Annotated in this window: 18 protein-coding genes, 1 tRNA gene and 1 CRISPR repeat array; of the genes, 6 read left to right on the forward strand and 13 right to left on the reverse strand. The window is 72.8% G+C overall.

Annotated features, from left to right (window positions below; translation table 11 throughout):
- Nucleotides 1-154: 154 nt before the first annotated feature.
- Nucleotides 155-781: a TetR/AcrR family transcriptional regulator gene (locus QWJ13_RS27295; protein WP_316527762.1), complete on the reverse strand. Its 627-nt coding sequence runs from the start codon at nt 779-781 to the stop codon at nt 155-157.
- A 157-nt stretch (nt 782-938) separates the two neighbouring features.
- Here QWJ13_RS27295 and QWJ13_RS27300 point away from each other — a divergent pair, with 157 nt between their 5' ends.
- Nucleotides 939-1,733, forward strand: a complete 795-nt coding sequence (locus QWJ13_RS27300) for an SDR family oxidoreductase (RefSeq protein WP_316527763.1) — start codon at nt 939-941, stop codon at nt 1,731-1,733.
- Between the two features lie 547 nt (nt 1,734-2,280).
- A complete protein-coding gene (locus QWJ13_RS27305; RefSeq protein WP_316527764.1) occupies nt 2,281-2,850 on the forward strand; it encodes a hypothetical protein in 570 nt (189 codons plus the stop codon).
- A gap of 12 nt (nt 2,851-2,862) precedes the next feature.
- On the opposite strand, the gene QWJ13_RS27310 is transcribed toward QWJ13_RS27305, so the two are convergent.
- Nucleotides 2,863-3,684, reverse strand: coding sequence for an NAD(P)H-binding protein (locus QWJ13_RS27310; protein WP_316527765.1), 822 nt, complete (start codon nt 3,682-3,684; stop codon nt 2,863-2,865).
- Nucleotides 3,685-3,766: 82 nt separating this feature from the next.
- Between QWJ13_RS27310 and QWJ13_RS27315 the strand changes: the two genes are divergently transcribed.
- Entirely contained in the window at nt 3,767-4,180 is a 414-nt protein-coding gene (locus QWJ13_RS27315; RefSeq protein WP_316527766.1) for a winged helix-turn-helix transcriptional regulator, read from the forward strand.
- A 9-nt stretch (nt 4,181-4,189) separates the two neighbouring features.
- Here the strand turns inward: QWJ13_RS27315 and QWJ13_RS27320 are convergent, their stop codons facing one another.
- The 5 genes from QWJ13_RS27320 to QWJ13_RS27340 form a co-directional block, all read right to left on the reverse strand.
- A complete protein-coding gene (locus QWJ13_RS27320) occupies nt 4,190-5,029 on the reverse strand; it encodes an arylamine N-acetyltransferase family protein (RefSeq protein ID WP_316527767.1) in 840 nt (279 codons plus the stop codon).
- Between the two features lie 99 nt (nt 5,030-5,128).
- The gene (locus tag QWJ13_RS27325) at nt 5,129-6,421 is read right to left on the reverse strand and encodes an alpha/beta hydrolase family protein (RefSeq protein ID WP_316527768.1); all 1,293 of its coding nucleotides are present in this window, start codon (nt 6,419-6,421) and stop codon (nt 5,129-5,131) included.
- A 144-nt stretch (nt 6,422-6,565) separates the two neighbouring features.
- A complete protein-coding gene (locus QWJ13_RS27330; RefSeq protein ID WP_316527769.1) occupies nt 6,566-6,790 on the reverse strand; it encodes a hypothetical protein in 225 nt (74 codons plus the stop codon).
- 65 nt (nt 6,791-6,855) lie between these two features.
- The gene (locus QWJ13_RS27335) at nt 6,856-8,067 is read right to left on the reverse strand and encodes an acyl-CoA dehydrogenase family protein (protein ID WP_316527770.1); all 1,212 of its coding nucleotides are present in this window, start codon (nt 8,065-8,067) and stop codon (nt 6,856-6,858) included.
- A gap of 1 nt (nt 8,068) precedes the next feature.
- The gene (locus QWJ13_RS27340; RefSeq protein ID WP_316527771.1) at nt 8,069-9,097 is read right to left on the reverse strand and encodes a phosphotransferase family protein; all 1,029 of its coding nucleotides are present in this window, start codon (nt 9,095-9,097) and stop codon (nt 8,069-8,071) included.
- Between the two features lie 382 nt (nt 9,098-9,479).
- Between QWJ13_RS27340 and QWJ13_RS27345 the strand changes: the two genes are divergently transcribed.
- Complete coding sequence (locus QWJ13_RS27345) at nt 9,480-10,706, forward strand: polysaccharide deacetylase family protein (protein WP_316527772.1); 1,227 nt, start codon at nt 9,480-9,482, stop codon at nt 10,704-10,706.
- Between the two features lie 447 nt (nt 10,707-11,153).
- Nucleotides 11,154-12,159: direct repeats of the CRISPR family, unit length 29 nt; unit sequence GTCCTCCCCGCACCCGCGGGGGTCAGCCG.
- A 55-nt stretch (nt 12,160-12,214) separates the two neighbouring features.
- Here the strand turns inward: QWJ13_RS27345 and QWJ13_RS34400 are convergent.
- From QWJ13_RS34400 to QWJ13_RS27365, 4 genes are all read right to left on the reverse strand, one after another.
- The gene (locus QWJ13_RS34400; protein WP_432277614.1) at nt 12,215-14,413 is read right to left on the reverse strand and encodes a hypothetical protein; all 2,199 of its coding nucleotides are present in this window, start codon (nt 14,411-14,413) and stop codon (nt 12,215-12,217) included.
- A gap of 3 nt (nt 14,414-14,416) precedes the next feature.
- A tRNA-Gln gene (locus QWJ13_RS27355) sits at nt 14,417-14,488 on the reverse strand.
- 122 nt (nt 14,489-14,610) lie between these two features.
- Nucleotides 14,611-14,814, reverse strand: coding sequence for a hypothetical protein (locus QWJ13_RS27360; RefSeq protein WP_316527774.1), 204 nt, complete (start codon nt 14,812-14,814; stop codon nt 14,611-14,613).
- 114 nt (nt 14,815-14,928) lie between these two features.
- Entirely contained in the window at nt 14,929-16,983 is a 2,055-nt protein-coding gene (locus tag QWJ13_RS27365; RefSeq protein WP_316527775.1) for a transglycosylase domain-containing protein, read from the reverse strand.
- A 214-nt stretch (nt 16,984-17,197) separates the two neighbouring features.
- Here QWJ13_RS27365 and QWJ13_RS27370 point away from each other — a divergent pair, with 214 nt between their 5' ends.
- The gene (locus QWJ13_RS27370) at nt 17,198-18,307 is read left to right on the forward strand and encodes a hypothetical protein (protein WP_316527776.1); all 1,110 of its coding nucleotides are present in this window, start codon (nt 17,198-17,200) and stop codon (nt 18,305-18,307) included.
- 55 nt (nt 18,308-18,362) lie between these two features.
- Nucleotides 18,363-18,746: a hypothetical protein gene (locus tag QWJ13_RS27375; protein WP_316527777.1), complete on the forward strand. Its 384-nt coding sequence runs from the start codon at nt 18,363-18,365 to the stop codon at nt 18,744-18,746.
- Between the two features lie 20 nt (nt 18,747-18,766).
- Here the strand turns inward: QWJ13_RS27375 and QWJ13_RS27380 are convergent, their stop codons facing one another.
- Together QWJ13_RS27380 and QWJ13_RS27385 are read right to left on the reverse strand one after the other, a co-directional pair.
- Nucleotides 18,767-19,666 carry a Gfo/Idh/MocA family protein gene (locus QWJ13_RS27380; protein ID WP_316527778.1) on the reverse strand — a complete coding sequence of 300 codons (900 nt, stop codon included), beginning with the start codon at nt 19,664-19,666 and terminating at the stop codon, nt 18,767-18,769.
- A gap of 123 nt (nt 19,667-19,789) precedes the next feature.
- Complete coding sequence (locus QWJ13_RS27385; RefSeq protein WP_316527779.1) at nt 19,790-20,452, reverse strand: DedA family protein; 663 nt, start codon at nt 20,450-20,452, stop codon at nt 19,790-19,792.
- Nucleotides 20,453-20,806 lie beyond the last annotated feature (354 nt).

Here is a 20,806-nt window from a genome sequence, read left to right on the forward strand (position 1 = left end):
GCGCGGCGCGGGGCCGCGCGGGGGTCCGTCCGTCTGTCCGGGCCGGGTGGCGCCCGGGTGGGCGCCGTACACATACGAGGCACACGTACGAGGGACACGTACTTCGTATACGAGTCTGCTCGCGCCCCGCGGGCAGGTCAAGACCCCTCCGGCCTCAGACCCCGGCGCCCAGCATCCGCAGCACCAACTCGCCGTAGCGGCGCCCGAGTTCCTCCGGCGTCTCGGTGGAGTTGCCGGTGTACCAGCGGGAGACGTCGATGCCGAGCGAGGTGACCGCCCGGGCCGCCGTGCGCACCTCGGCCACCTGGAAGTCGCCGGCCGCCGCGCCGGCCTCGATCAGCGCGCTGACCTCGCGCTCGATGTCCAGGCGCAGCGCCGCGACCACCGCGTAGGCGTCCTCGGGCAGCGCGTGCAGCTCGTAGTTGACCACCCGGCCGACCGTACGGGCGCGGGCGTGCCAGGCGGTGAACTGCTCGACCAGCCGCCGCATCCGCTCGGCCGGGCCGCCCGGACCGGCGGCCGCGTCCCGGACCAGGGTCAGTGTGGCGGCGTGCCCGGCCTGGCTGATCTCGGCCAGCAGCGCGGCCTTCGACTGGTAGTGGATGTACAGCGCGGCCGGGCTCATCCCCGCCGCGGTGGCGATGTCCCGGGTCGTGGTGGCGTGGAAGCCGCGCTCCGCGAACGACTCGACGGCGGCCTGGAGCAGCCGGTACGCCGCTTCGGGGCGGGCGTCGGCGCCGGGCAGGGTCGGCCAGAGGTCGGCGAGCGGGGTGCTGGTCATGGGCGTCATCCTCGCAGAGAACTCGTACAGGCATTCCCGCCCACCATCCCGCCGATCGCACGGGCGTTCGGCGGGCTGTCGTGTTCGACGGACTGTTGACAGGCTCCCTCACCCACAGCATGCTGAGCAAGCGCTTAGTCAGCAGGTGGCAGGGCAGATGCCGGCGACCCCCGCAGGAAAGGCAGGACGCTCCGTGGTGCACTCCTTCAAGGGCCGGGTGGCCGTCGTCACCGGATCGAGCCGGGGCATCGGCCTCGGCATCGCGCGCGAGCTGGTCGACCGCGGGGCCAAGGTCTGCCTCACCGCCCGCAACCCGGAGCCGCTCGCCGAGGCCGTCCGCGACCTGGGAGGCCCGGAGAACGCGATCGCCGTCGCGGGCAAGGCCGACGACCCGGCGCACCAGGAGGAGGCTGTCGCCCGCACCCTGGAGGCCTTCGGACGGCTCGACCACCTGGTCAACAACACCGGCATCAACCCGGTGTACGGGCCGGTCCTGGAGACCGACGAGGCCGTCGCCGCCAAGATCCTCGCCGTCAACGTCCTGGCCCCGCTCGCCTGGACCCGCCGCGCGCACGCCGCCTGGATGGGCGAGCACGGCGGCTCGGTGGTCAACGTCGCCTCCATCGCGGGCATCCGCTCCTCGCTCGGCATCGGCATGTACGGCGTCAGCAAGGCCGCGCTGATCCGGCTCACCACCGAACTCGCCTCCGAACTGGGCCCCCAGGGCATCCGGGTCAACGCCGTCGCCCCCGCCGTGGTCAAGACCAAGTTCGCCGAGGCCCTGTACGAGGGCCGCGAGGAGAAGGTCGCCAAGGCCTACCCGCTCGGCCGCCTCGGCGTCCCCGAGGACATCGCCGGCGCCGTCGCCTTCCTGCTCTCCCCCGACGCCGGCTGGGTCACCGGCCAGACCCTGGTCCTGGACGGCGGGGTCACCCTCGGCGGCGGCATGTGACCACCGGCCGACGTTACCGTTGCGGCCGCCCTCGCCACAGGAGCGAAGGCGGCCGCAACGGTGCTACGGAGCGGGGCTGAGCCACTGCCGAGCGTCGCTCCCGCCCAGGTCGGGGAGGCGAAGGCGGTGCCGATGGGTCCGGGACCGTCGAGCACCCGGTCGGCGGCATGGCCGATGTCGACTTCCATGTGGGTGAACGCAGTTCCGGCCAGACTGCGCCCACCGTCCGCGATCGCGGTCGGCGGCTTGGTCATCGTGGCGGTCCCCGTGCCGGCGTCCACCCTCATCCGCATGGACCTGGAGGACGGCCAGGCGATCCCCCCGGTGTCCGGCCCGGCCGGACAGTCGTTCGCAGCCGCAACATGCCTTCTCCAGAAGGTCGGTGACCTTACCACGGCAGAACGTACGAGGCACCGGTAGACAAGCGGTGGACGGCGGGCACCGGACCCGGTGGACTGACATGGCCGAAACCGACCCCATGGTCAGGACTCACGAGAGCTGATAGAACTCACGTCATCTTCATACGAGTTCAGGAGAGTGACACGCAATGCGCACACGTACTCTCGCTCCCCGGGCCGGCGTCGTCCTCGGCGCCGCGCTGATGGCCGCCGGGCTGCTCGGCGGCACCGCCCAGGCCGCCCAGGCCGCTCCGGCCGCCGGCACCGCCGCGAGCACGGCCGCCGTCACCACCGTCGCCGCCGCCGTGTCGGACGGCAACCAGACGGTCGTGCAGCCCAACTCCGGCCTGGGCCGGGGCCAGGGCTGGGGCTCGCCCGACGGCTCCACCGCGGTGTTCCAGCAGAACGACGGGCATGTGGTGCTCTACCACAACGGCGTCGCGATCTGGACGGCCGTCGGCACGTACGGCATCGGCACGTCCTTCTTCATGCAGGGCGACGGCAACCTCGTCGCGTACGACGCCGCCATGCGCCCGCTGTGGAACAGCAAGACCGCCGGGCACCCGGGCGCCTACCTGGCCATCCAGAACTCCGGGAACATGGTCGTCTACTCCGGCAGCACCCCGCTGTGGTGGTCCAACTTCAACCCCAACGGATCCGGCCCGGTCGACCCGGGCCCAGACGACTGCATCCCGACCCCGAACCGCCGTTGCCCGTAGTGGCACCGGAGTTCACCGCCCCGCGGCGATGACCTCCAGGGCCGGGCGGGGCTCGCGGCCGAGCAGGGCCGCGAGGTCGCCCGGCCCACCCGGGCCGGCCAGGAAGCCGTGGGCGATGGCGGAGTAGGTACCCACCACCATCGGCACCTGGAAGTCATACGCGTCGGAGGCCGCCAGCGCCGTCCGGGCGTCGGTCAGCCGGCCCGGGCGGTACTCGGCGCCGAGCGCCTCGGCGACCTCCGCCCCGCCCAACGCCCGCTCCCCCACCAGCTCGTACGTCCGGCCCGCGTGGGCGCCCGGGTCCAGGGCGACGTTCACCGCCGCCTCGGCGAGGTCCGCGCGGGCCACCGCGGCGAGCTTCCCGTCGCCGAGCGGGGCGCCGATCACCCCGTCCGGGCCGGGTGCGGCGATCGCACCCAGGAACTCGGCGTAGAGGCCGTTGCGCAGCACCGTCCAGCGCAGGGTGGCGGATTCGCGCAGCCGCCGCTCGGTCCAGCGGTGGGCGAGGGCGTAGGGCAGGTGGTCGCCGTCGCCGGAGAGGCTGGTGTAGACGAGGTGCTCGACGCCCGCCCGCTCCGCCGCCTCGATCGCGGCGCCGTGCCGGGCGATCACCACGTCGTCCTCGCCGGCGCCGGCCGAGATCAGCAGCAGGGTCCGTACGCCGTCGAAGGCCGCTTCCAGCGTCTGCGGTCGGTCGAAGTCCACCAGCCGGGCGGGCGTTCCGGCCGGGACGCGCTCCGGGGTTCGCGATCCGGCCACGACGCCCTCCCGTCCGGCGAGCCGCTCCAGTACGAGCGCGCCCAGGCCTCCGTTGACACCGGTGACGAGCAGCATGGGGTCCTCCAAAGATGATCATTTCGCTTGGCTGCGTGACCATCCTCGGTAGCCTGGGCGTCCGGCGTAAGGAGGCACTTTCATGTCAGCAGGGCACACCGCGGTAACCACCCCCCGTCCGGTGATCTGGTGCGAGGACGGCGTGGAGTGCGGGGTCCGCGATCTGCTGGACCGGCTCGGCGACAAGTGGTCAGTCCTCACCGTCATCGAACTCGCCCAGGGTGTACGGCGGTTCCGCGAGTTGCAGCGCGCGCTGCCGGGCATCTCGCAGCGGATGCTCACGCTGACCGTGCGCCGCCTGGAGCGGGACGGCCTGGTGTCGCGGACCGTGCATCCGACCGTGCCGCCGCAGGTGGAGTACGAGCTGACCGCGCTCGGCCACAGCCTGACCCACCTGTTGCGGGCGATGACGGACTGGTCGTACGACCACCACGACGCGATCGTCGACTCCCGGCAGCGGTGGGACGCGGCCAACCCGGGCTCGGAGATCCGCTAGCCGCGGCGGCTACGACTGCCGGGCGGCCTCCCGCCGCTGGTGCGCGGTGCGGACGCGGTGCCACAGCGCCGCCCGCGCGGGGGCGTCGACGTCGGCCAGGTCCAGCCGGAACACCTCGGCCAGGACGTCGTACCACTCGTCGGCCGAGTCGATGGTCCGCTCGTCCGTGCCGCCGGCCTCGGTCCGGCGCAGCACGCAGCCGCGCAGCGCGAGATGCCCCTTGGCGTCACGGCGTTGGGCCACGAGGACGCGGACGAAGCCGGACTCGGGCGAGGTGGACAGCCTGACGTGCTCCGCGGCGAAGGCGGAGAGTTCCACCGGGGCCGGCTTGAAGTCCATCGCGGCGAACCCGCCGCGCGGGTCGTGGGTGAACCGCCAGCCGCCGGGCAGCGCCTCCGACGGGGCCAGGCCGAAGGTGAACGGCCCCTGGGTGTGGCTGCCTTCGCGCAGCGGCATCGGCTCGTACAGGGCGCCGGCGAGCCCGGTGTCGACCAGCCACCGCTCATCGTCGAGCCGGACGGTGAGCGCGAGGTGGTTGCCGATCACGCCCGCCGGTTCCTCAAGGGTGTTCTGCACCGCGCCCCAGTGCCGGGTGACGTCGTAGCCGAGGGCGGTCAGCAGCTCGCTGAAGGCCCCGTTGAGGTGGAAGCAGTAGCCGCCGCGCCCGCGCAGGATGCGGGCCACGGACTCCTCGGCACCGATGCCCGTCGGCCGCCCCAGGTGGATGTCGATGGTCTCGTAGGGGATCCGCTCCGCGTGCGCCCGGTGCAGTGCCCACAGCGCCTCGGCGGTCGGTGCGGCCTGCCGCTCGACCCCCAGCACGGCCAGGTACCCGTCGACGTCGATCATGCTCACCCCTCGCTGCCAGGAATCGCGACCAGCATAGTCTTCGGGTGCCAACACCCGGGCGGGGTCGGGGATTTACCCGCCAGGTGCCCGGTGTCTCCGCTACCGCTCGTACGCCATCTCCGGGAAGCGCGCCGAGGGCCCGTCCAGCAGGTGGTCGTCCTGGCCGCGCAGCCAGCGGTCGAAGAAGGACGCGACGTAGGAGCGGGTGGCGAGTTCGGCCCGGCCCGGGCGGATGTCGCCGACGTCCCGGCGCAGTTGGTCCGCGCCGAGCACGCCCTGCCGGGCGAGCTGCGGCAGCAGCGGCTGGGCGTCGGTGTACGAGCCGTGGCGGGAGCCGGTGAGGGTGACGTCGGCGTGCCAGCCGGTGCTGTGCCGCCACAGGGCGTTCCAGCCGGGCTGGTTGCGGTAGCTGCCGGAGTCCTCACTCCCGGTGCCCATCAGCAGGAAGGGGCGGTTCAGGCCGTCCTCGGCGACGGTGGGCAGGAGGACGCCGGTGTGGCCGTCCGGCCCGGGGAAGTGCATCTGGCCGTCCATGTTGATGCCGGCCGCGATCCGCGGGTCGTCGTGCATGGTCTGGAGCGCGGTGAAGCCTCCGGCGGACTGGCCGACCATGCCGATCCGGGTGAGGTCGAGGCCTTCGGCCAACCCGCTTGGCAGTCCCGGCCGTTCGCCGAGCCGGGCGAGCTGGTCCAGCACGAAGCGGGTGTCGGCCACCCGGGTGGCCAGCGCCTTGCGCAGCACCGCGCCGATGTCCAGGTCGGGCCGCCCGAGCATGCCGGGGAGCACCGAGGTGGCCAAGTGGCCTCCGGGGAAGGCGACTTCGGAGGCCTCGTAGGTGTGGTCGACGGTGACCACCAGGTAGCCGCGCGAGGCGAGGTCCTCGACCAGGGCCGTCCCCCAGGTGCGCGGGTCACCGAGGCCGGGCGAGTACAGCACGACCGGGCGCGGGCCGCCGGGCAGTGCCGGGGCGTCCTTGCGGGCGTGGGTGCGGATGGCCGACCAGTCGGTACGGCCGGGCTCGGTACCGTAGTTGAGCAGCCCGACACCGTCCGGGCCGTCGAAGTGCGCCCCGGCGACGGGCTCCATGTACCGGGCGCGGTCGTCGCCGGAGGCCGGCCGGGAGGTCGGGTACCAGAGGCTGATCATCAGCTCGCGTCGCTGCCCGGGCCACCACGGGTCCTCCCGGCCGGCGTCGGCGAGGTGCAGCGCGGTGGTGCCGATCGGGTACGGCCCGCTGGGTTCCGGCAGCCAGGCCCGCGCCTGCCGTCCGGGGTTCGCCTCCCCCGGCGCCGCAGCAGCCACCACGGTCTCGCCGATCGCGCCCAGCGCCGCCGTGGCCGCCGTCGTCGCCGCCAGCAGGACCGCCGCCACGGCCCGTCCCGGATTGCCCATGATGTGTCCCTCCGCGTTCCGATTGATCGAACACGCAGGACACTAGGGGCGGGAACGGGCCGCGGCCGTCCTCCCTCAGAGCCAACCGGCCCCTGAATAACCGGGCATGGCACCCTTACGGGTCACCGCCGCATCAGGGCCCGGTCAGTCCCGGTCCAGCCCGAGCGACGCGGAGAACTCGGCCGCCTCCAGGAGGATCGGCTTCATCCGGTCCGGCAGTTCGAGCGCTTCGGAGCCGGGCGGCGGGACGGCCCGCAGGTCCTCGGGGAGGGCTTTGAGGCCCTTGATGATGATGCCGCCCGTGTCCAGGTCCACCCAGACCATGGCCGGGCCGCCGAGCGGGTCAGCGCCGATGAAGTGCATTCGCATGGCAGCAAGCTCGCGCAGCGGCGGCGGTCCGGTCAAGGGGTTCGTACGGCCGGCTCCTTCGTACGTCAGCGGAACTTGCGCAGCTCGCGCCGGGCCAGCGAGCGCTTGTGGACCTCGTCCGGGCCGTCGGCCAGCCGCAGGGTGCGGTTGCCGGCCCAGAGCTGGGCGAGCGGGGTGTCCTGGCTGACGCCGGCCGCGCCGTACGTCTGGACGGCCTTGTCCAGGATCCACTCGACGGTGCGCGGGGTGGCGATCTTGATCGCCTGGATCTCGGTGTGCGCGCCCCGGTTGCCGACGGTGTCCATCAGCCAGGCGGTCTTCAGCACCAGCAGCCGCAGCTGCTCGATCCGCACCCGGGACTCGGCGATCCAGTCCTGCACCACGCCCTGCTCGGCCAGCGGCTTCCCGAACGCGACCCGCTCGTTGGCCCGCCGGCACATCAGCTCCAGTGCCCGCTCGGCGAGGCCGATGGCGCGCATGCAGTGGTGGATCCGACCCGGGCCCAGCCGGGCCTGGGCGATGGCGAAGCCCGCACCCTCCTCGCCGATCAGGTTCTCCACCGGGACGCGGACGTCCTCGAACAGCACCTCGGCGTGGCCGCCGTGGTCGGCGTCGTCATAGCCGAAGACCGTCATGCCGCGCCGGACGCTCACCCCGGGGGTGTCGCGCGGGACGAGCACCATGCTCTGCTGGCGGTGCGGCTCGGCGGACGGGTCGGTCTTGCCCATCACGATCAGGATCTTGCAGTCGGGGTTCATCGCCCCGGTGATGTACCACTTGCGGCCGTTGATCACGTACTCGTCGCCGTCCCGCTCGATCCGGGTGGCGATGTTGGTGGCGTCCGAGGAGGCGACCTCGGGCTCGGTCATCGCGAAGGCGGAGCGGATCTCGGCCTCCAGCAGGGGCCGCAGCCAGCGCTCGCGCTGCTCCGCGCTGCCGAACTGGGCGAGCAGCTCCATGTTGCCGGTGTCGGGGGCCGCGCAGTTGAGCGCGGGCGGGGCCAACTGGATGCTGCGGCCGGTGATTTCGGCGAGCGGCGCGTACTGGAGGTTGGTCAGCCCGGCGCCGTGCTCACCGGGAATGAAGAGGTTCCACAGGCCCTGCTTGCGCGCCTGCGCCTGGAGGTCGGCGACGACCGGCGGAATCACCCAGCGGTCGCGGGCCGGGTCGGCGAGCTGGGCGGCGAGGACGGACTCGGCGGGGTGGACGTGCTCGTCCATGAACGCGAGGAGTTGCTCACGCAGCTCGTTCGTCCGGGCGTCGTAGGCGAAGTCCATCTCAGTTCTCCTTGAGGGTGCCCAGGCCGTGCCGGGCGAGGATCGGGGCCATCTCGCCCGCGCGGTCGAAGCCGGCACCCAGGGTGCGGCCCTGCTGGAAGCGGAAGTGGATGCCCTCGGCGACGGCGGCGAGCTTGAACGAGGCGAAGGCGACGTACCAGTCGAGATCCTCCGCCTGACGGCCTGTCAACTCAGCGTACTGGGCGACGATTTCGTCCGGCTTGGGAAAGCCGGAGGCGGTCATGGCGGAGGGGATGATGCCACCGCCGACACCGGCGAGCTCGGTGTACATCACCAGCAGGCCGATGTCGGTGAGCGGGTCTCCGAGGGTGGACATCTCCCAGTCCAGGACGGCGGCGATGCTGTCGCGGTCGTCGACCAGGACGTTGTCCAGGCGGTAGTCACCGTGGATGAGCGCGGGCGCGGGCGAAACTGGGAGCCGCTCGGCCAGGAGGGCGTGCAGGCGGTCGAGGTCGGGCAGGTCGCGGCTGCGGGAGGCGGCGAGCTGCTGGGACCAGCGACGCAGCTGGCGCTCCAGGTAGCCGTCCGGGTGGCCGAAGTCCTCCAGGCCGACGGCGGCCGGGTCGATCCGGTGCAGGGTGGCGAGGGTCTCGACCAGCCGGCTCCCCAGCGCGCGCACCCGCTCCTCCCCGAGGGCGGCGAGGGGGGCGGCGTCCCGGTGAGCGGTGCCGGGGACGTACTCCATGAGGTACCAGGGGGCGCCGAGGGTGTCGTCGCCCTGGTCGAGCAGGAGCGTGCGGGGAACGGGCACGCCGGTGTCGCACAGCGCCGTCATCACCCGGCACTCGCGGCCCATGTCGTGCGCGGTGGCGAGGACGTGCCCGAGCGGCGGGCGGCGCAGGACCCAACGGGAGGCGCCGTCGCTCAGAACGTAGGTGAGGTTGGAGCGGCCGCCCTCGATGAGGTCGGCCCGCAGCGGGCCCTGGACGAGACCGGGCAGCTCGCGGTCGAGATGGGATCGGAGACGGCCGAGGTCCAGGCCGGGCGGGGAAGCGGAGGTCTCGACCATCGGGCAGCTCCTTGGTGCGGGTCATTGACTAAGCGCTTGCTTAGCATTCAGCTGCGGCGGTCCCCTGTCAATGCCGGCGAGCCCCCGAGCCGGGCGGCTCGGGGGCTCGCCGGGGAGGAGCGAGGATCAGCTGCCGCCGAATTCGCCGGCAGCAGCGGCGACCGGGAAGGACCGCCACCCCGCCGCCAGGCGCCGTGTGACGTAAGGGAGTTACCCCCCGATCCAGCCCCGCCGCGTCCGCGCCGGCTCCACCTCGACAGAGTTTGATCAAAAATGTTCTGATGATCGGGCCAATCGAACATCTTTCGGACATGTCCTGATCAAACATCAGAGAAATGGGGGTCCGGTGCGGACTGCTCGCGGCTCGGCCATCCTGCTGGCAATGGGGGTCCTCGGAGCCTCCGCCCTCGCGACGGGATGCTCCAGCACGTCGGGCAGACCCACAGCCGCCGGCGACACCGCCCTCTCCACCCCGGCTCCCGGCGCCCCGTCCGACGCCCCCGCCCCGCCGCCCCCGGCCCCCAGCCCCACCTGGGACGGGCAGGTCAAGATCCTCGGCGACGGCTCCACCTCCGACACCGGGCCGCAGCCCAAGCAGCCGCCCAAGCCCGAGAAGCTCAAGCCCGGCGAGAAGCCCCCGCAGTTCGTCGTCTTCTCCTGGGACGGCGCCCTCGAAGGCGACGAGCGTCTGTACTCCCGCTTCCGCAAACTCGGCGTGGAGAACAACGCCCAGATGACCTTCTTCCTCACCGGGCTCTACGTCCTCCCCAAGTCCAAGGGCACGCTCTACCACCCGCCTCAGCACGAACCCGGCGCCGCCTCCATCGACTTCGCCACCGATCCCCACATCAAGGACACCCTGGAGCAGCTGCGCCTCTCCTGGCTGGACGGCAACGAGATCGGCACCCACTTCAACGGGCACTTCTGCGGCGCCAAGGGCGGCGGCGACTGGAGCGTCGACGAATGGAAGAGCGAACTCGACCAGTCGATCTCCTTCGTCACCAACTGGAAGACCAACACCGGCTACAAGGACCTCCCGCCGCTCCCCTTCGACTACACCAAGGAACTGGTCGGCGGCCGCGCCCCCTGCCTGGAGGGCCAGAAGAACCTGCTGGCGGCGGAGAAGGAGAAGGGCTTCCGCTACGACGCCAGCTCGCCCGGCGAGTTCCAGGTCTGGCCCACCAAGAAGGACGGCATCTGGAACTTCCCGCTCCAGATGCTGCCCTACCCCGGCAAGTCCACCCAGGGCCTCTCGATGGACTTCAACTTCCTGGCCGGCCAGTCCGGGGACAGCACCAAGGGCGACCCCAAGAAGTACGAAACCTGGGAGAAGGAGACCCGCGACAGCTACCTCGCCGGCTTCGAACGCGTCTACAACGGCAGCCGCGCCCCGCTGTTCATCGGAAACCACTTCGAGGACTGGAACGGCGGCATCTACATGCAGGCCATCGAAGACGTGATGAAGAGCGTCTGCAAGCGCGACGGCGTCCGCTGCGTATCCTTCCGCCAAGTCGCCGACTGGCTCGACGCCCAGGACCCGAAGGTACTCGACAAGCTCCGCCAACTCGACCCGGCCCAGCCGGCCGACTGGTCCCGCCTGACCAAGTAGCCGGCCACAGGACTGCACCCGGCGATCAGCCCCAGTGCGCGGAGCGGACAAAACGGCTCCGCGGCCAAGCTCTGACGAACACCACCCCGCTGCGCAGGAAGTCGGCCGACCCGACTACCTGCGCAGCGGCGGATCGCCCAGCAGGAGCGCCCCGCGAAGTACCGCGTCCCGTCGCGAGAAGTGCTGCCGGCCAAGCCCGGAGCGCACCGCCGCAGACCCACCCATCGGAGCCCGCAGAAGAGCGGGCACCTCCCCGACACTCCGGTGAAGCCACCGCCAGCTCTCCAGACAACATCCGGCCACCCGAACGACAGCGCCTCATGGGATGATTGGCGCGACCTTTGACACCTCAACAGCCCCCGTGGGCGTGAGGGGCCGCCCACATGACAGCACGCCACATCGCGCAAAGAAATGGCAAAGCCCCCGCATCACCCCAGGTCACGAAGGGTCCTCCCCGCACCCGCGGGGGTCAGCCGGTCGCCCGGGATGACGTCGACCAGGCAGTGGACGTCCTCCCCGCACCCGCGGGGGTCAGCCCGGCCGACGAAGCACGGGCGATCGTCCAGGAACGTCCTCCCCGCACCCGCGGGGGTCAGCCGCACGAGTTGGTACGACGGGGCTCTCGCGGACCGTCCTCCCCGCACCCGCGGGGGTCAGCCGCGCCGGGTGACCCGGTTGCGGTGGGGGCCGCGGTCCTCCCCGCACCCGCGGGGGTCAGCCGTCGACCTCGACGGTGAGGCCGTTCTCGCCGGTGTCCTCCCCGCACCCGCGGGGGTCAGCCGACCTGGGACACCTCCCGTCCCCCAGCGGTGGAGTCCTCCCCGCACCCGCGGGGGTCAGCCGACGAGCAACATGGCGGAGATGTGCGACGCGGCGTCCTCCCCGCACCCGCGGGGGTCAGCCGTTCGGGCCCGCGGTCTCCAGTGCCGCGACGTTGTCCTCCCCGCACCCGCGGGGGTCAGCCGACATTGAATCGTTCCGCGAGTTCGCGGTTGGGGTCCTCCCCGCACCCGCGGGGGTCAGCCGGCCGGCGCCCGAGCGATCCGGGACGGCGCCGAGTCCTCCCCGCACCCGCGGGGGTCAGCCGGCGGCCACCATCGCGGGGACGAACAGGCCCATGTCCTCCCCGCACCCGCGGGGGTCAGCCGCCGATGCCGTCATGTGGACGGGGATCGGCGACGTCCTCCCCGCACCCGCGGGGGTCAGCCCGGGACGCTGACCAGCCGCTGGACCCGGGTAGGGTCCTCCCCGCACCCGCGGGGGTCAGCCGACCCGCCCGGCCCCTGTTGCCGGTGGGGGCGGGTCCTCCCCGCACCCGCGGGGGTCAGCCAGCCGGCCCCAGCCGCCGCACGAACTCCGCGGTGTCCTCCCCGCACTCGCGGGGGTCAGCCGGAATTCCAAATCAGGGCGACCGACGGCTCTAAGTCCTCCCCGCACGGGCAGGGGTCAGCCGGTCATCATGGCCCGTAGAAGATTGCGCCAGCGCACTCCCCGCACCGGCCCGAGGGTCAGGCCCTCGGGGCGGGGCGGAGGGGGTGGGGGCCCGTGGTCCAGGCGAGGAGTGGGGGGTGGCTGGTGGGTCTGCCCTCGGCGGCCTGCTGGAGGGTGGTGAGGGCGAGGGTGAGGCCGGGGTGGCGGGTGGCTTCGGCGGCGAAGCCGGCGAGGGTGCGGCGCTGGGTGTCGGGGGTGCAGAGGGAGAGGTGGAAGATCATCTGGCGCCAGGCGTAGGCGGCGTCCTTGATGGTGGAGAGGGGGCGCGGGTTGCCTTCGATGCGGGCCGTCAGGCGGCGGACGGTGGTGAAGGTGCGGCGGGCGAGGTCGTCCCAGCCGGGCCGGGGGCTGATGCCGACGCGGGTGACGAGGGTGGCCAGGTTGTGGGTGGTGAGGATCTGGGCCTGCTCGATGACCTTGCCGTTGGCGGCCACCGACCAGCCGCCGCCGACCTCGGCGCGCCGCGAGCACAGGGCGGCGAACTCCGCCGCCCCCGTGAGGTTCCGGACCGCCGCGTAGTCGATGCCGTAGTAGCGCTCGTACAGCGTGCCTTCGAGCAGGTCCGCCGCGATGTGGGCGGCGTCGAGGAACTTCGGGGTGAAGGTGCCCATGAAGATGTCCGCCGCGAGTTCCTCCACGAGCGGCGCTTCGATCCCCGACTGCCGCCCGAGGGCGGCGAGTTCGCGGACCAGCGGGTTGGGCAGGAGGGTGCCCGGGAAGGCCTGGACGGCGAGTTCGCCGAGGCGGCGCAGGGCGGCGCGGGCGGGGCTTCGGCCGTCCTCGTCGAGTCGGTGGGGGGCCACCGCCCGTACCCAGGGCAGTTCTTCGACCCGTACCTGTCGGGCGAGGTTCAGCAGCAGGAGTGAGCGACGGTTGCGGAAGGCCCGGTAGTTCGCGGCGGCGAGGGTGCGCAGCGCCGCGTCCGGGTGGGCTTCGGCGCTGACGGCCGCGACGAGTTGCGGGACCAGTTCGGCGAGGACTTCGGCCGAGGGCACGACGCCGCGCTCGACGAGGGTGCCGATCGGGGCGCTCAGCGCGGCTTCGACGGTCTGGCGGATCGCCGCGGGTACCGGTGTGCCCACTGGCAGGCCGGTCTCCTCGGCCTCCGAAGCGGAAATCTCGGCGACCAGCGGTTCGGTGTCCGCCGTGCCCGTGTCCTGCGGCTGCACGGCGAGGCGGCGCAGTACGAGCTGGGCGAGGTCGTGGTGGGAGGGCAGGGCCGCCTGGGTGGCCTGGCGGGTGCGCAGGTCGGTGTGCGCGGCCGTGTCGGGGCGGCCGCGGCGGCGCAGCATGGAGTCGATCGCGTGCCGCAGCAGTCCGAGGCGGCGGGTGTCCAGTGGTCGGCCGGCGACGGTCTCTTCGAGGGCGCCGCGCAGGATGCCGAGGTTCTCCTTCGGGTTGCGGTGCTTGGTGCAGCGGGTGCGGGTGGCGGCCAAATGCCGGTACTCGCGCAGGAGTTGGGCACCGCGCTCCCGCCAGGAGTCGTCGGGTGTCTCGCCCTCCAGCCAGTGGGTGAGCAGTCGGTCGCCGAAGGGCTGCCAGACGGTGAGCGCCTCGCGCTGGGTCTCGATGGCGGCGTTCGGCCGGCGGCCGACGAGGGTGGTGACGGCGTCGCCGACCGTGGTGCGGTGTACGGATTCGGGGTCCGGTGCGGGCAGGGTGGTGGGGCGTGGGGTGAAGCGCAGCCGGTCGGCGAAGGGTTCGAGGGTGTCGACGAGGTCGAGCGCGGCGGCGGTGTCCCCGGCCCGGGCCAGCCAGGCGACCGTCAGCAGTGCCGCCTCCTCGGGCACGGTGACCTCGTAGCGGCCGGTGTCGAGCAGTTCGTGCAGCCGGGCCAGGCCGGGTTCGGTGAGGCAGTGGGCGAAGAGGGCCGCGCGGTCGGCCGGCACTCCGGCGAGTTCGGCGGCCTCGCGTTCGTACGGCTGGAGCGGTCCTTCGGCGCTGGCGGCGGTGGTGGCGAAGCCGCCGCGCAGGACCTCGGGTGTCACCCAGGAGGGCAGCCCGGCCACCGGGGTGCGCGAGCCGATGGTCAGCCGCCCGTCGGCCGTGCCGGCGAGTACGGCGCGCCAGCGGTCGGCGCGGGCCTCGGCGCGGCGCCGGGTCTCGTCGTCGGGGTGGGTGAGCGAGGTGAGGAACGCCCGGGCCAGCCGGCCCTGGGGGTAGCCCGTGGATGCGCCGGCCCCGGTGGGGTGCTGCTGATCAGCGTCGTCGTTCATGAGCCGACGTGGCAGGTTCCGCCCCTGCGCCCTCCGGGTCCAGAGCCCGGTGCTCTGCTGCTGAGCTACACGTCGATGGGCGTGAGACTAGACGTTCGGGCCGTGGTCGGGCAACGCGTTTCCTTTGGCCCGACCACCCCGACCATCACGATCTGACAGCCCGGGCGGCGCCACGGCGGGACGATCGGCACCGCCCCCTACCCGAAGTGGCCCCAGTGGATCGCGATGATCAGCAGCGCACCGGCCGCGGCGAACAGGATCCCGGCGACGACCGCCCGGGCGGCCGCGTGGCGCAGCCGGGGGATCTGCGCCGCCGCCAGCCAGATGCCGCCGATCACCAGCAGCAGGCCGGCGACCTCCGCGAGGACGAGACCGGTGTGGGGCGCCAGGGCGAGGTTCATGGCCGGAATCGTCCCGTCCGGACGCGCCGGTGTCGAGGAGGCGCCCGCACCCCGCGCGCCGCCGCGGTCCACGGAGTTTCCCCGCGGCTGACTGCGCCGCGGGCCCCGCAGCGCCTACCGCCCTGCCGCCGACTTCATGTAAGTGGTCCAGATCCGAGCGGGCAGCGCCGTGTCGGGGACGTCCGGCGCGGCTCCGCCGAGGCCCTCCAGGGAGAGCAGTTTCATGTCCTTCAGGTCCGCCCGGAACACGGTGACCGCCGTCGACAGCTGCCCGTTGTAGCCGACGATCCACCCCGCCGTCCGATCCGGCGTGGTGCCCGGCTTCGCGGCCAGGCCGGGGCCCGCCTCCGCGACCGCCTTGGCGGCGCCGTCGCGCACCGAGCCCTTCAGCGCCGCGTCCACCTCGGCCGCGACAGCGGTCGGCAACGCCTGGACGGCGGTGGGCAGTTGGAGCCCCAGTGGCACGCCGTTGCGGCTGATCTTCACCACCGAGTACGGGTCGGTGTGGCTGCCCCCGGCGCCGAAGGCGGCGTACGCGTCGGCGGCGCGGATCGCGCTCGGGGTGGAGTTGCCGACGCCGAAGGCCGGCACCAACTCGCCCATGCTGCCGGGCAGGACGCCGAGGTCGCCGGCCGTTTTCTGCACCCGGTCCAGGCCGACGTCCATGCCGAGTTGCATCAGCGGCCCGTTGACGGACTGCTCCATCGCGCTGCGCAGACTCACCTGGCCCCAGCTGCGCTTGCCGTCGTTGGCGGTCTTCGCGATCTTCCCGTCCCGCCCCCAGTACGGCCCCTCCGGGGTCATCACGTTCGCCCCGTCGTCGCCGTTGTAGGTGGAGGCGGGCGTCACCGGGACGCGGCTGCCGCCGCGCCGGAGCTGCACGCCCTCGGTGAGCCCTGCGGCGTACACCAGCGGGGTGAAGGCCGAACCGATGGGCACCGTCGTGGTGTTGGCGTTGTTGAAGCCCTGCTTCAGGTAGTCCGGGCCGCCGTAGAGCGCGACGATCCTGCCGTCCGGGGCCACCGAGGCGGCGCCGACCTTCAGCAGCTTGTCGGCCTCCCGGTTGTCCGGATCGATCCCCTTGGTGGCGTCCTGCACGGCGGCGGCCAGGGCGTCGACCTTCGGCTTCTCGAAGGTGGTGAGGATCTGGTGGCCGCCGAGGTCGAACTGGGCCGGGGTGATATCGCTGTGGCTCTCCACGTAGGCCCGGGCCATGTCCACCAGGTACCCGGTCTGCCCACTCAGCCCCGCCGACTTGGGCTGCGGCTTGGGCTCGGGGAAGGTCGTGTACGTGGCCCGCTCGGCGGCGGACAGCTTGCCGACCTCCACCATCCGGTCCAGGGTCCAGGACCACCGGTCCTCGGCCCGCTTGCGGTTCTCCGGGCCGAGTGCCGGATCGTACTGCCCGGCCCCCTTCAACAGGGCCGCCAGGAAGGCGCCTTCGCTCGGGTCGAGCTCGGAGACGTCCTTGCCGTAGTACGCCGCCGCGGCGCGCTGGATGCCGTAACTGCCGCGACCGAACCAGCTGGTGTTCAGGTAGCCGGCCAGGATGTCCTGCTTGCTCATCCGGTCGTCCAGCTTGATCGCGATGACGATCTCGCTGAGCTTGCGGGAGAGGTCCTGGCGCTGGTTCAGGTAGATGTTCTTGACGTACTGCTGGGTGATGGTCGAACCGCCCTGGGTCTCACCGCCCGTGACCATCTCGGAGACGGCGCGGCCGATGCCCGTCACCGAGATGCCCGGGTCGGAGTAGAAGGTCGCGTTCTCGGCGGCCAGCACCGCCCACTGCACCGGCTCCGGCACCCGGCCGAGCGGCACCTCCTGCCGGTTGGTCGGGCCGATCCGTGCCATCTCGGTGCCGTCCGCCCAGTAGTAGACGTTGTTCTGCTGGGTGGCGAAGGAGTTCAGGTCCTCCGGGACCTTGGTGGTCGCGTAGAACCAGGCCAGCAGGCCGGTCAGCACCGCCGCCCCCGCGCCGCCGAGCAGCAGCAGCTGCCGCCAGGACGGGAGCCAGCGGCGGACCCCGCGCCGCCCGCCGCGCGGGTAGTCGATCCGCAGCGAGCGGCGTCGCCGCCGGTTGCCCCGTGACCTGCGCGGCCGTGACGGGAAGGGCCGCCGGCGCCCGGGCTTCGTCTCCTCGGCCCCGCCGCCGTCTTGCTGATCACGCACAGTCCGGTCTCCGCTCGTTCGTGGATCTGACCCTCCGAACAGATAGACGCAAGGAGCACTGAGATACGTAGGCACGATTTCGGTGTGATCATGGTCATACTTCGCGGCCGAGGTCATCCGTCGAAGCGCTGGAGCGGCCGGGAAGCGGCCGGCCACGACCCGCGACCACCCACGACGGCCCGCGGCAGCCCCGGCCGACCGTCAGAATGACGCCATGAGAATGATCCAGACCGTGCTCGGCACGCTGCTGCTCCTGCTGATCATCGGCAGCATCCTGCGCACGCTGGTCGTTCCGCGCGGGCTCTACTCGGCGCTGGTGATACGGCTCTGGCGGGTGCTGCGCACCCTGCTGAGGCTGTTCGCGCCGTCGTCCGGCGGCTACCACGCGCAGGACCGGGCGCTCACCTGGCTGGCGCCGCTGGTGCTGCTGGGCATGCTCGGGGTCTGGCTCAGCGGGATGCTGGCCGCCTACACCATGCTGCTGCACGGCACCTCCGAGCTGAGCTGGTCGGTGGCCGTGCGCGAGGCCGGGTCCAGCCTGTTCACGCTCGGCTTCGCCAGCGGCGAGCGGCTCCACCTCTCCGCGATCGACTTCCTGGCCGCCGCCAGCGGCCCGCTGGTGATCGCCCTCCAGATCGCCTACCTGCCGACCCTCTACGCCGCCTACCAGCGCCGCGAGACCGAGGTGACGCTGCTCCAGTCCCGGGCCGGCGAACCCGCCTGGGGCCCGGAGCTGCTGGCCCGCCAGTCCCTGGTGGACACCGAGACGGCGCTGCCCCAGCTCTACCGGGACTGGGAGCGGCTGGCCGCCGACATCGGCGAGAGCCACTCCAACTACCCGGTGCTGCTCTCCTTCCGCTCCCCGCAGGCCAACCGCAGCTGGGTGGTCGGCCTGATCGCCGTGATGGACGCCGCCGCCCTGCACCTGGCGCTCTGCCCGCGCTCGGCCCCGCCCGAGGCCCGGCTGGTGATCCGGGCCGGCTTCACCGCGATGCGCGACATCGCCCGTTCGCTGCGGTTCGACTTCGACCCGGATCCGGACCCGGACGTCCCGATCCGGCTGACCTACGCCGAGTACCTGGGCGCCGTCGCGATGATCACCGCGGCCGGCTTCCCGCGCGAGCGCCCGGTCGAGGACGCCTGGGCGCACTTCCACGGCTGGCGGGTCAACTACGAGGCCCTGGCGTACGAGCTGGCCCGGCGCAGCGACGCCGTCCCGGCCCTGTGGACCGGCCCGCGCGACTTCCACGCGGCGGTCGTCCCGCCGACCCGCCCCACCGACCGCCGCCCGTCCACGGTCCGGCCGCCGCTGCCGCCGCTCTGACACCGGCTTCCGCCGACGGGGACGGGTGCCGCATGATCACGGGGTGTTGGTGACGGTGGAGAACATCACGAAGTCCCCGGGAGGCCCGCCGCTGGCCCGGGTCAGGACGGCGGCCGGCGGCACCGTGGTCCGCTGGTGCGGGGACCGGGCCGCCGGGCCCGGCGAGTACCACGTGGAGTGGGACGTCGACGAGGACCTCGCCTGGGGACGGAACGCCGGGCCCGCTCCCGACCCCGGGCCGCTGGTCCGGTCGGACGGGAGCCGTGTCGTCCTGCGGGGGCGGCTGTGGCTCGACGAGGACGGAGTCGCGGTACTGTCCCTGCCGGGCACGAACATCCTGCTGGACGTGGCCGGGCGGCTGCCCGACGGCGTCGCCGGGACGTGGATCGAGCTCGCCGTCGAGCGTGCGCGGGCCTCGCTCCACCCCTACTGGCTCTGAGCCCCGCCGGGGTGGTCGGCTCAGACGTCCACCGTGGCGCCGCTCGCCAGGGAGCGCTCGGCGGCGGCGAGGATCTCCACCACCCGCAGGCCGAAGTCCACGCCGCAGGGGTGCGGTTCGCCGGAGGCGGCCGAGGCGCTCAGGGCGTCCAGCGCCCGGTGGAGCGCCGCGACCGGGCCCTCGCCGCGCGGTGGCAGCTGGACCACGCCGTGCTCGCCGCGCAGTTCCATGCCCGTCCCGCCCGCCGCGAGCGGCGCGGTGAGGCTGAGCGCGAGGGTGCTGGAGGCGCCGCCGGCGTGCCGGAGCAGCAGGTGCACGGTGTCCAGCGGGCCGGCCACCGCCGTCACCCGGATCGCGTCGCCCAGCACCGGCAGCAGGACGGACAGCGCGTGCGGGCCGACGTCCCACAGCGCGCCCTTCTCCTTCCGCCACGGCGAGGCCGCGTACGGGCTGGTGCTGCCGGGGGCGTACACCGAGCCGAGCCAGTCCGAGCGGCCGGTGAACCAGCCGCCCAGCTCCGCCTGCCGCTCGATCCAGGGGATCTGCTCACCGCCGAAGCGCACGGTGAAGAAGACCACCGAGGCGACCTCGTGCTCCCGTACGGCCTCGGCCACGGCCCGGGCGTCCGGGACGGTCAGCGCGATCGGCTTGTCCAGCAGCAGGTGGCAGCCCGCCTCGGCGGCCCGCACCGCGAGCCGCGCCTGGACGGCCGGGGGCAGCGCGATGGAGACGGCGTCCACCTCGGCCAGCAGCCGGTCGAGGTCGGCGTACCCGGGCACCCCGTGGGCCGCGCCCAGCTCCTCGGCCGCCTCCGGGCGGCGGCCCCAGACGCCGGCGAACTCCAGCCCGGGGTGTTCGGCCAGGACGGGAGCGTGCACCCGCTGCGCCCAGGGGCCGGTGCCCAGCAGTCCGATCCGCACGAGTCGTCTCCGTTCTCCAGTGAAACCGTCGGCCGAAAACGCCTTCGGGCCCTCCGGAGCGCAAGATCGGCAGTACCCGACCGATGCTACTCCGAGGGCCCGAAGGGGCTGCGACCTGGGGAATCAGTCGTTGACCGGCTCCTTGGCGGCGGCCGCCTCGGCCGCCGCCTCCGCCTCCATCTTGGCGTGGGTCTTGGCGGCGCGCCGCTTCATGATCCAGAAGGACAGTCCGCCGATCACCGCGGCCGCGGCCAGGCCCGCCCAGGAGAACCGGGCCAGCCAGGGCTCGATCTTCTTGCCGACCTTGTAGACCAGGAGCGCCGTACCGCCGGCCCAGACCACGCCGCCCAGCACGTTGGCGATCAGGAACTTCCAGTACGGCATCTTCAGCGCGCCCGCCAGCGGACCGGCGAAGATGCGCAGCAGGGCGATGAAGCGGCCGAAGAAGACCGCCCACATGCCCCACTTCTGGAAGGAGCGCTCGGCGGTGGCCAGGTGCGAGGGGCCGAAGTGCTTGGGGAACTTGCGTCCCAGCTTCTCGAAGAGCGGCTTGCCGCCCTTGCGCCCGATCGAGTAGCCGATCGAGTCACCGATGATCGCCCCGGCGATCGCGCAGGCCGCGACGCCCCACGGGCTCACCACGCCCTTGACCGCCATCAGGGACGCCGTGACCAGGGCGATCTCGCCGGGCAGGGGAATGCCCAACGATTCCAGCCCGATGATCAGAGCGACCACGGCGTACACCGCCGTCGGTGGGATCCCCTCGATCAAGGCGTCGATGTGCAAGGCCAAGTCCCTCCGTGGCAGGACGGACGGGCCGCCGCTCCCCGTAGAGCCGCGTGCCCGTCCCGAGCTGTACTGATCCGATGGCGGCACCCGGGCCGCTCCCCCGGAGCGAGCCTAGCGTGCCGGGCGGCCTGTCCCCCCGGCCGATCACCCGTGGTTACGACGTACGCCCCGAAGCCATGGTTCCAGCTTGACCAGGGTTTTCTCAAGACTCGGCAAAACGTCGCACGACCACCGACGGGCGCTGCTCGGTCCGGCGCGCGAGCGGCCGCGGGGCGCGCACCGGCCCGGGCTCGCGCCGCGCACCCGTAAGGCGCTGGTTAGGGCCGCGTAAGAGCCGTTCGCAGGATGGGA

This window comes from Kitasatospora brasiliensis, from assembly GCF_032654805.1.
Taxonomy (GTDB): Bacteria; Actinomycetota; Actinomycetes; order Streptomycetales; family Streptomycetaceae; genus Kitasatospora; species Kitasatospora brasiliensis.